This is a genomic window from Thermoflexus sp., from assembly GCF_040289485.1.
Classification (GTDB): Bacteria; Chloroflexota; Anaerolineae; order Thermoflexales; family Thermoflexaceae; genus Thermoflexus.
Genome location: NZ_PSLG01000073.1, coordinates 1 through 9700, shown reverse-complemented (window position 1 = coordinate 9700; position 9700 = coordinate 1). Strand labels below are relative to the sequence as shown.

The window sequence follows — 9700 nt, the reverse complement described above, 5'->3', positions numbered from 1 at the left end:
CGCAAGGTGAAACAGATGACGATGCGCCACGGAACGGACTCAGGAAGGCCCCCGCTCAACGGAGGCGGGTGGGCGTCGGCGCCGGCATGAGGGTCACCTGGACCGAGGGGGGGATCAAGGTCCAGGACAGGTTGACGGCCGTGGCGCTGAGGATCACCGTCGGCGTCACCGTGTAAGTCCCCCGATCCAGATCTCCCACGTGGATCCGCACCTGCAGCTGGTCGGGTCGGAGCCCCTCCACGTAGGGTAAGGGGCCCCGGATCAGCACGTCCACCGCCTCCGGTGACAGGCGGGCCAGGACGCCCGGCCGCAGGCCCTCCACCACGATCGGCACCTGCTGGAAGACCTGGGTGCTCAAGATGGGCTCCACCCGGAGGCGAACCTGCACTTGGGCCGGGCTGCCCACCAGGGCCACCCCCGCCGGCAGGACCAGGGGGACTTGGACGATCAATTCGCCGCGGGCCTCGGAAAGATCGATGGGCTCGGTGGCGATGGCGCTGCCGATCTCCTCCAGCCGCCGCGGATCCCCCGTGAGGGTCACCGTGGGTGGATCCACAGAGAGCTCGGTCAACTGGTAGCCCCGGGCCGGGCGCCCCTGCAGCGTCACCCGGACCGGCACCTCCCGGAAGCCCAGGCGCTGCTCCACGGGGACGGTGACGGTGATCCGCTCCGGCTCCACCCGGAGGGCCGTCAGGGCCGTCCCCTGGGCGTCCACGGCCTCCAATGGCACTTGGAGCTCTACCGATCCCCGCACGCCGTCGATCTGGACCTTCCCCCGGGCCATCGCCGCCAGCGCCACCAGGGAGCGCGGCCCGACCACCTGCACGCGCGCCGGTGTGGGGACCGGCGGGGCGATCTGGTAACCGACGGCCGGCTGGCCAAGGACCTGGATGGAGACAGGGACCTCCCGGCGCTCCACCCGCTCCAGGTGGAACCGCACACGCGGCGGATCCACCTGCACGATCTGGAGGCCCCGCCGGCGGGACCGGACCTCCACCGGGCGCTCGTGGGCCCCTTCCTCCAACCCCTCCACGCGGACGAAGGCCATAAAATCCTGAGGGCCGATGGTTCCCTCGACGGAGCGGGGGGCCCGCACCCGGATCTGGACGGCCTCGGTGGAGGCCTCGAAAACGATGCGCTCAGGGCCCAGGCCCTGGAAGGCGATGGGCAGACCCGTCAGCACCCGCTCCACCGGCGGGTCCTCCTCCCATACCGCAGCGGCCCAGACGGCGAAGGACAGGCCGAAGGCCAGCAGGGCCAGCCCGGCGTTCTCCCGCAACCACCTCACCCCCGGCCTCCCTGGTGCGGGAACAGGATCAGCCGCGCCCGCCGGCCGATCTCCCGCAGATCCTGCAGCCAGCGTCGGGTCCGTTCGATTTCGGGGGGCGGGCTGTAGAAGTTGCGCAGCACCAACTCCAGCCGCCGTGCATCCAGGCGGCGGACGATGCGCCCGTTCAGGGCCACCGAGATGGTCCCTCGCTCCTCCGAGATGACGATGGCCAGGGCATCGCTCACCTCAGTGATCCCGATGGCGGCGCGGTGCCGCAGGCCCAGCTGAGGGTCGCCGACCCAGCCGGTGGTGAGCGGGAGGATGCATCCAGCCGCCGCCACCCGCCCCTCCCGGATGATCACTGCGCCGTCGTGGAGGAGGGTGTTGGGCGCGAAGATAGTCATCAACAACTCGGGGGTGACCCGCGCGTCCAGACGGATCCCCGTATCGATGTAAGTCTGGAGCCCGGTGGTGCGCTCTAGGACGATAAGGGCGCCGTGGCGGCGCTCGGCAAGGCGAGGGCAGGCCTGGATCAAGGCCTCGATCACTTCCTCCACCGAGGCTTCCGCCGCGTTCCGCTGCAGCCAGAGCCCGAAACGCCCCAGCCGCTCCAGAGCCCGCCGCAGTTCGGGCTGGAAGACAATGGGGATAGCGATCAACAGGGCCGGCAGCGTCCGCCCCAACAGCCAGCGCATCGCCCGGAGCGAACTCAACGGCCCGCTCAGGATCAGCACCAGCAGGATCAGGATGAACAGGCCCCGGATGAGGGTGACCGCCGGCGTCCCCTTCAGGGAATACAGGATCCCGAAAAAGAGCAGGGCCACCAGCCCGATGTCGATCAGGCTGACCCAATTCAACTGGTCCAGCAGGTAGACCAGATCCCGCACGGAACCTCATCCATCGATCCGATCATCCTGGGCGAAAGGGGAGACCGTCAGCCTGCCGGCGGCAGCCGGGCGAGGGCCTGCCGCAAGGCCGGCTCCTCGGGGAAAAGCCGCCGCAGCTCTTCGAGCCGGGCCCGCCATTCGGCCCACCGGCCCGTGGACCGCCCTTCCTCGATCAAGCCCTCTAGTTCGCGGGACGCCTCCGCCCCCCGGCCCAGCCGTAGATAAACCTCCACTAGGCTCCAGCGCGTCTCCGCGTCGTCGGGGTCGACCCGCCGCAGCGACTCCAGGAAGGCCGCCGCCTGAGCCCAATCCAGGCGCTGAAGGGCGAGGTCGGCCAGACGGCCCCACAACGGCCGGAGCATCGGGGCGGGCACTCCGTGCCGGGACGCCCATCGCAACCCCTCCCGGCAGGCCTGATCCGCTCCCTCCAGGTCGGCCATCTGCAGGTGGGCATCGGCCAGGGCCCCGAAATAGTGCAGGATGCGGGGGGCATCGCCTTGGGCCTGGGCCAATTGAAGGGCCTGGCGCAGGGTCAGCAGGTCAAAGGGCGTCAGTTGAGCCGCCCGATCGAACAGCGCCAGCGCCAGGGCGTCATCCCCCCAATACCGAAAGTAGTCTCCCAGGGCCCGGAACTTGGCCGCGGCGGCCGCCCCGCGGGATCCCCACGCCAGGATCTGGCCCAAGGCCAGATGGGCCACCGGGGCCAGAGGCGCTGCGGCCACCACCCGCATCGCCTCCTCCAGGGCGCTGTAGAACAGGCCCTCCCGAGCCCAGTGGTAGGCCTGCCCCAGTTCCAGCAGCGCCCACTCGCCCTTCGGCGCCATCAGGACATCGGCGAGGGCGAAACGGAAGGGGATCCCCTCGGCCCACTGGTCCAGCGCCCGGCGCATCCAGGCCAGCCGATCCTCCCAGGTAGCGCTCCCCAGGGTCGCCAGGGCCTCCTCCACCAGGGCTGCCTGCCGATCCGGATGCCGCTCGATCCAGGCCCTCAGGAAGCGATAGCGCTCCCGCAAGGCTGCGGCGGCCTTCGGGACCAACGTCCGATCGATGGCCTCCAGCGCTTCCAGGATCCAGCCCGCCGCCGGCCCCAGCCGGCCCTGTTGCCGCTCGCAACGGGCCCGCAGCAGCAAACCCGCCAGATGGAAGGCGGGCGCCTCGGCGGCCCGGGCGAGGTGGGCCGCCGCTTCCTCGCAACGCTGGCGCTCCACCAGCAATGCCCCCATGGCGAAGGACAGGCTGGGCCGCTGCAGGCCCAGTTCGCTCACCTGCTGATAGAGGGCCAGGGCCTCCCGGAACTGGCCCCGCGCATGGGCGTCCACCGCCCGCCCCAGGAGCACGCTGGCCTGAAACCAGGTCTCCTCCGAAAGCCCACCGCGGTCCTCCGCGAAGATCAAGTCCGCCAGTTCCTGCAGGGCCATTGCAAGGGCCCGGGCGATTGGATCCAGCGATGCCTCGGCCTCCCGGGCGGCCTCCTCCAGAGGAAGCCCCCACAGCGCCTCCGCCCGCGCCCGCTCGGCCTCCAGACCGTGCCCACCCTCCGGGAGGGACCGCGCCGGCAGGGGGCCGGTCCCGGTCCGGCGGGCCAGTTGGGCCCGCAGCCAGTCCCGGGCCTGAAGGGCCTGGGGATGATCCGGATCGAGGGCCAGGGCCTCGCTGACCGCTTGCAAAGCCCGCTGGAGATCCCCCCGCTGCGCCCAGGCCCGGGCGCGGGCCAGGTCCACCCGCACGGCGGCCTCCCGCTGGTCCAGTCGGCGATAGGCCTGGGCCAGGGCCTCCAGGCTCTCCATCCGGCCGGGATCCAGGCGCCAGGCCTGTCCCCACGCCTGTGCCGCCCGCCGCCAATCCTCCCGTGCCGCGAACAACTGGCCGGCCCGATGGTAATGGGCCGCCGCCTCCGCCGAACGGCCCATCCGCTGGAGGATCTCGGCCATGCGCAGCACGGGGATCGGATCCTCCGGCTGAAGATCCGCCAGGCGCTGGAAGGCCTCCAGCGCCTCCCCGTAGCGGCCGGCCTCCATGCAGGCCAGGCCCAGTCCAGTCAGCGCCTCGGGTTGATCTGGCAGAGCCGCCAAAGCCTCCCGATAGGCGGCGATGGCCGCCGACCACCGCTTCCCCCAGAGGGCTTCATGCCCCCGCTGCAACGCCTCCGCATAGCGCCGATGATGATCTTCCACCCCCAGCCCCCACCTGTTGGATGGCTCCAAGTATAACATGGGCGAAGGGGAGTTGCTGGGAGTGGCTTGAAAGGCCCCTGCCGCGCGATTACAATAGCCGGTAATCTGGCTGGAGCGCATTCCCAGGCGCCGCGCCCATGGGCCGGCGGGGCCGCAGGGATGATATAGGACCGAAGGGGAGGAGCGATGGGTCGGATCACGCCGCGCCATGAGGACTACAGCCAGTGGTATCTGGACGTCATCCGGGAGGCGGAACTGGCCGATTACGCCCCGGTGCGGGGCTGCATTGTCTTCCGGCCCTACGGCTACGCCATCTGGGAGAACATCCAGGCCGCCGTGGACCGGCGCTTCAAGGCCATGGGCTATCAGAATGCCTATTTCCCCCTGTTTATCCCCTACTCGTTCATTCAGAAGGAGAAGGAGCACGTCAGCGGCTTCTCGCCCGAACTGGCTGTGGTGACCATCGGCGGCGGGGAGACGCTGGAGGAGCCCCTGGTGGTCCGCCCGACCTCAGAGACCATCATCGGCTACATGTATGCCCAATGGATCCAGTCCTACCGGGACCTGCCGCTGCGGATCAACCAGTGGTGCAACGTGGTGCGATGGGAGAAGCGGACCCGGCCCTTCCTGCGGACGCTGGAGTTCCTCTGGCAGGAGGCCCACTCGGTCTTCGCCACCTCTGAGGAAGCGGAGGAGGAGGCCCTGCGGGTGCTGGACCTCTACACCGACTTCGCCGTGGAGGATGCGGCCACCCCCGTGATCCAGGGCCGCAAGAGCGAGTCGGAGAAGTTCGCCGGAGCGTTGCGCAGCTACACCATCGAGGCCATGATGGGGGACGGCCGCGCCCTGCAGTCGGCGACCTCCCACAACCTGGGCCAGAATTTCGCCCGCGCCTTCGAGATCCGCTACCTCGACGCCAGCAACCAGATGCAATACGCCTGGACCACCTCCCACGGCCTCTCCACCCGCGTGGTGGGCGCGGTGATCATGGTGCACGGGGACGACCGGGGGCTGATCCTGCCCCCTCGTCTGGCCCCCATCCAGGTCATCGTGGTCCCCATCTGGAAGGGGGAGGCGGAGCGCGCCCCCGTCCTGGAGGCCTGCGAACAGGTCCGGCGGATCCTGGAGCCGGAGATCCGGGTGAGGGTGGACACCCGGGAAGAATACACGCCGGGCTGGAAATTCAACGAGTGGGAACTGCGCGGGGTGCCCCTGCGCATCGAGATCGGGCCGCGGGAGGTGGCGGAGCGCCAGGTCGTCCTGGCCCGGCGGGATCAGCCCGGTCCCCAGGGCAAGAAGGCCGTCCCCGTGGACGGGCTCCTCGGCACCGTCCAGGAGGCCCTGAGCATCATCCAGGCGGACCTCTATCAGCGGGCCCTGGCCTTCCAGAAAAGCCACACCCATTACCCGGAGACGTATGACCAGCTCCGGGAGGCCGTCGCCGACGGGTTCGCCTGGGCCTGGTGGTGCGGGAGCGCGGTGTGTGAGGCGAAGATCAAGGCGGACACCACCGCCACCAATCGCTGCATCCCCCTGGAGCAGCCCGGGGGGCAGGGCCGCTGCATCGTCTGCGGCGAGCCGGCGGCCGAGATGGCCGTCTTCGCCCGCGCCTATTGACCCCGAGGGCAGTTCCCACACCTTCCCGAGGAGGGGCTCGCATGGAGTTCACCATCGTCGGGGAAGCGCGCACGCCGGGGCTGCGTTGGTTCCGGGACGGGCTGTGGGGGGCCCTGCGGGCCCACGGCCACTCGTTCCTCGAGGAGCCCACCCGCAACATCCGGCTGGTCCTGAACTTCACCGACCCGGCCCGCCCCCGTCCTTTCCGCCGCAAATCCCAGGGGACCTTCGTGGCCTCCATCGTCGAGCTCCCGGAGGTCCCCTCCGAGTTCCTGCGGGCCTGCTATCCGATCCTCGTCCGCGCCCTCTCCAACCTGCTCATCGCCCTGATCCCCGGGGCGGGCGCCGACGGGGGGGCGCGCTGGGAGGCTCACTTCGTCACGCTGGAATTGGGCCATTACGTGGAGGCCTGCCGGGACGACGAGTTCGATTTCTTCGAGCGGATCTACCGCCGGCTGGCCCCGCTGGCCCAGGCCCGGCTGGTCATCAACAACGAGTTCCACCCGGACCTGCCGCCGGAACTGTGGGGCGGGAACGAACGGACGGAGAAACTCAAGGCGGCCGGCCGCTTCCTGGCTTCTCTCAACCTGCTGCCCGCCCCCTTCCCCCTGGAGGAGATCCTGCCGCCCCGCGATTTGCTGCACGTCAAGCGGCTATACGGGCTGGGCGGCCTGAGTTACGGCAACCTCAGCGTGCGTGAGGACGCCGAGCGCTTCTGGATGAGCGCCAGCGGCGTCGACAAGGGGAACCTCCAGGTGATCGGCCGCGACATCCTGCTGGTGAAGGGCTACGACGCCCGGCGCAACGTGATCCTCCTCAGCGTCCCGCCCCACATCGAGCCGCGCCGCGTCTCGGTGGACGCCATCGAGCACTGGATGATCTACCGGGAGCACCCGGAGGTGGGGGCCATCATCCACGTCCACGCGTGGATGGAGGGGATCCCGGTGACCACCGTGAACTATCCCTGCGGGACCTGGGAACTGGCCATGGAGGTCGCCGAACTGGTGCGCCGGGCTCCGGATCCCGCCCGCGCGGTGATCGGCCTGCGCAACCACGGGATCACAGCGACCGGCCGCGACCTGGATGACATCATGGAGCGCCTGCGGGGGCGTGTGATCCCTCAGGTCCCTATGGTCTAGCCGGCATCCTGCCAAGAAGGCCAAGAACCGCCTGGTGTAGACACCGGGCGGTCCGGAAGCGGGGGGCTTCGCCCTCCGCATCGGCGAGGACGGCCATGCGGATCAGGACGGGGTGGCGTTACAGCGCCCTGGGGCTGGCGCTGATCCTTCTGCGGATCCCCGCCGGGCCGATCGGGCAAGGACCGGAGGAGCGCTTCTTCCCCGAGACCGGCCACACGGTCCGCGGGCTCTTCCTCCGGTTCTTCGAGGAACATGGGGGGCTGGCCTTCCTGGGTTATCCCATCACCCCCGCCCTCCCCGATCCCCCCTATCAGATCCAATGCTTCCAGTTCACCTGCCTGCGCTGGGACCCCCTGGCGGCGCCGGAGGACGCCGTGGGGCTGTTGCCGATCGCCGAGGCCCTGGGGCTGGTTACCCCGCCGCTCCCGCCCTCGCGGATCCCCCTGGGACGGCCGTTCCGCCGGTATGTGGCCGAAACCGGGCACACGGTGAGCGGCATGTTCCTCGCCTTCTGGCTCCGCCACGGCGGCGCCCGGGGGATCGGCAACCCCGTCACGGAGCCGTTCGTGGAGAACGGACGGCTGGTCCAGGTCTTCGAAGGAATGAAGGTGACATGGGATCCGCGGACGCGGACGGTGCGGCCGATGAACCTGGGCGAACAGTATGCCCGCGCCCGGGGGCTGGCGCTGCCCGCCGCCGCCCGCCTGGCCCCCTCCTCCGGCCGGCTTCAGGTCCGGGCCATCCTCGGGCGTCCCGTGCTGGGCGCCGGCCAGGCCCAAAGGATCGTGGTCTTCGTCACCGACGAAGGGGGGCAGCCGGTGCCCGAGGCGGGCGTGCAGGTCCGGGTTCCGGGCGCGCCCCCGCTGGCTATGATCACGGATCTGCACGGGATGGCCCAAGGCGCCTTCCCGATTCCCGCCGCGCCCAGCGGGGCCCTGGTGGAGGTCCAGGTGGTGGCCTCCGATGGGGTGCGCCGTGGGGAAACCTTCACCTCCTACCGGGTCTGGCCCTGACCGGTAGCTGCCTCCTCCAGCGCTGCCTGCACCAGCCGCCGCACGGCCTCGGCGCTCTCCTGGCGGAGGGCCTCCCGCGCCAGGGCCTCCGCCTCGGCCAGGGACCACCGCCGGACCGCCGCCTTCACCTCCGGGATCCGCACCGGGTTCACGCTGAGTTCCCGCACCCCGAGGCCGATGAGCACAGGGACGGCGAAGGGGTCCCCGGCCAGTTCGCCGCACACCCCGACCCACCGGCCCGCCGGGACGGCGGCCTCGGCGACCATGCGGATCAGCCGGAGCACCGCCGGGTGCAGCCCGTCCGCCATCCGGGCCACCGCCGGATGGGTCCGGTCAGCCGCCAACGTATACTGGGCCAGGTCGTTGGTCCCCACGCTGAAGAAATCCACCCAGGGCAGGAAGTGCTCCGCCAGCAGCGCCGCCGATGGCACCTCCACCATCATCCCGATCTGGAGGTCCTGCGGCAGAGGATCTCCCCGGGCCTCCAGGGCACGACGGACCTCCTCGAAAACCGCGCGGAGCCAGCGGATCTCCTCGACGGTGCTGACCATCGGAAACATGATCCGGAGGGGGAAGCCAGCCCCCGCCCGCAGCAGCACCCGCAACTGCTGCCGCAGCAGTTCCGGGTGCTGCCGGGAGAGACGAACGCCCCGGACGCCTAAGAAGGGGTTGGCCTCCGGGAGCATCGGGAGATAGGGAAGGGGCTTGTCGCCACCCACATCGAGGGTGCGCACCACCACCGGCCGCCCGCCCATGGCCTCCAGCAACGCCCGGTAGGCGGTGACCTCCTCCTCCTCCGTGGGCGCCGCCGTCCGCCCCAGATACAGGAACTCCGTGCGCAGCAGCCCCACCCCATCCGCGCCGGCCTGGGCGGCCTGTTGCACATCCGCCAGGCTCCCGACGTTCGCCGCCACCTCGATGCGCAAGCCGTCCCGGGTGTAGGCGGGGCCCAGCGCCTCGCGCGCCGCCTGCTGACGGCGCTGCAACCAGAGGTCCCGGCGGGTCTGAGCCACGCGCACAACCTCCGGCGCCGGATCCACTTCCACCCATCCGGCCTCGCCGTCCACCACCAGCAGTGCTCCCTCTGCGACCTGATGAAGGGCCGGGCCCACCGCGACAACGGCCGGCACTCCCAGCCGGCGGGCCAGGATGGCGGCATGGGCGGTGGGCCCCCCGCCGGCCGTCACGAAGGCCAACACCCGCCCCGGGTCCAGCGTCACCGTCTCGGAAGGGAGCAGCTCGTCCGCCACCACAACCACCGGGTGATCCGGCATCCTGGCCTCCGCTGGGGCGCCGATCAAATGCCGCAACACCCGGTTCCCGATGTCCCGAACGTCCGCCGCCCGGGCCTGGAAATAAGGGTCTGGCAGCGCGGCCAGTTGGGCGGCGAAAGCCTCCACCGCCTGGCTCCAAGCGGCCTCGGCGGACAGCCCGCTGGCCAACCCCTCTTCCACCCGGGCCAGCAGTTCGGGGTCCTCCAGCATCAACGCCTGGGCCTCGAAGATGGCCCGCTCCTCCGGCGGGAGGCGGTCCCGCTGGGCCTCTAGGAGGGTCTGCAGCTCGGCGACGGCCTGCGCCCGGGCCGCCGCCAGCCGGGCCC

General features: G+C 70.7%; 7 protein-coding genes. 3 read left to right on the top strand and 4 right to left on the bottom strand.

What is annotated here, in order from left to right; genetic code table 11:
- Positions 1 to 55: 55 nt before the first annotated feature.
- From C4313_RS10090 to C4313_RS10080, 3 genes are read right to left on the bottom strand one after another with little or no spacing between them, the layout of a single operon-like run.
- Positions 56 to 1288 carry a CdaR family protein gene (locus C4313_RS10090; protein WP_352429737.1) on the bottom strand — a complete coding sequence of 411 codons (1233 nt, stop codon included), beginning with the start codon at positions 1286 to 1288 and terminating at the stop codon, positions 56 to 58.
- On the bottom strand, positions 1285 to 2157 hold the full coding sequence (gene cdaA / locus C4313_RS10085) for a diadenylate cyclase CdaA (protein WP_352429736.1): 873 nt from the start codon (positions 2155 to 2157) through the stop codon (positions 1285 to 1287). Before cdaA ends, C4313_RS10090 begins: the two co-directional genes overlap by 4 nt.
- Positions 2158 to 2204: 47 nt before the next feature.
- Positions 2205 to 4331 carry a tetratricopeptide repeat protein gene (locus C4313_RS10080; RefSeq protein WP_352429735.1) on the bottom strand — a complete coding sequence of 709 codons (2127 nt, stop codon included), beginning with the start codon at positions 4329 to 4331 and terminating at the stop codon, positions 2205 to 2207.
- Between the two features lie 186 nt (positions 4332 to 4517).
- On the opposite strand from C4313_RS10080, the gene proS reads away from it, so the two are divergent.
- From proS to C4313_RS10065, 3 genes are all read left to right on the top strand, one after another.
- Positions 4518 to 5948 (top strand): proline--tRNA ligase, encoded by a 1431-nt coding sequence (gene proS / locus C4313_RS10075; protein WP_352429734.1) that lies wholly within the window; start codon positions 4518 to 4520, stop codon positions 5946 to 5948.
- A gap of 41 nt (positions 5949 to 5989) precedes the next feature.
- Positions 5990 to 7087, top strand: a complete 1098-nt coding sequence (locus tag C4313_RS10070; RefSeq protein ID WP_352429733.1) for a class II aldolase/adducin family protein — start codon at positions 5990 to 5992, stop codon at positions 7085 to 7087.
- A 95-nt stretch (positions 7088 to 7182) separates the two neighbouring features.
- Complete coding sequence (locus C4313_RS10065) at positions 7183 to 8100, top strand: LGFP repeat-containing protein (RefSeq protein WP_352429732.1); 918 nt, start codon at positions 7183 to 7185, stop codon at positions 8098 to 8100.
- Here the strand turns inward: C4313_RS10065 and ptsP are convergent.
- The coding region (gene ptsP, locus C4313_RS10060; protein WP_352429731.1) for a phosphoenolpyruvate--protein phosphotransferase at positions 8082 to 9700 on the bottom strand (1619 nt) is incomplete at its 5' end. The two genes, C4313_RS10065 and ptsP, sit on opposite strands and share 19 nt — an antisense overlap.